Below are 555 nucleotides of genomic sequence, written 5' to 3' on the forward strand. Positions count from 1 at the left end.
TACAATATGCTGAAGACGCTCTACCGATTCAACAGGATAAGGAAGCGTAGCATGCGGAACCAGGCGGACAATGGCTGACTCAACTTTTGGTGCCGGGTCAAATGATTCAGGGCCGACAATAAACAGTGGTTGAACACGGCAATAGTACTGAGTCATGATACCCAAGCGGCCATAGTGTGAAGTGCTCGGTGCTGCAGCCATACGCTCTACTACTTCTTTTTGTAGCATAAAATGCATGTCTTTCAGGTTAGTAATGCTTTCCAGCAAATGAAAGATGAGCGGTGTTGATATGTTATAAGGCAGGTTGCCGACGATTCTTAACTTATGTTCGTCATCTGCCAGTTGATCAAAGTCGAACTTCAAGGCATCTGATTCGTGAATGACGAAGTCGGGATAGTTAAAGAATTTTGTGCGCAGGATAGGGATCAAGTCACGATCAAGCTCTACGACTTGGAGATTTCCTTCGCTTGCCTCAAGCAAGGGTTCAGTAAGCGCACCAAGACCAGGCCCAATCTCTACCAAACGATCATCAGGTTGGGGGTTGATGCCGCTAAT

1 protein-coding gene is annotated in these 555 nt (G+C 46.5%); it reads right to left on the reverse strand.

Features of this window, described 5'->3' with window-relative positions:
* A partial coding sequence (gene rsmA / locus A3761_RS06815) for a 16S rRNA (adenine(1518)-N(6)/adenine(1519)-N(6))-dimethyltransferase RsmA (protein WP_068750022.1) occupies nt 1-555 on the reverse strand: 555 nt, incomplete at both ends.

Source organism: Oleiphilus sp. HI0123 (assembly GCF_001635315.1).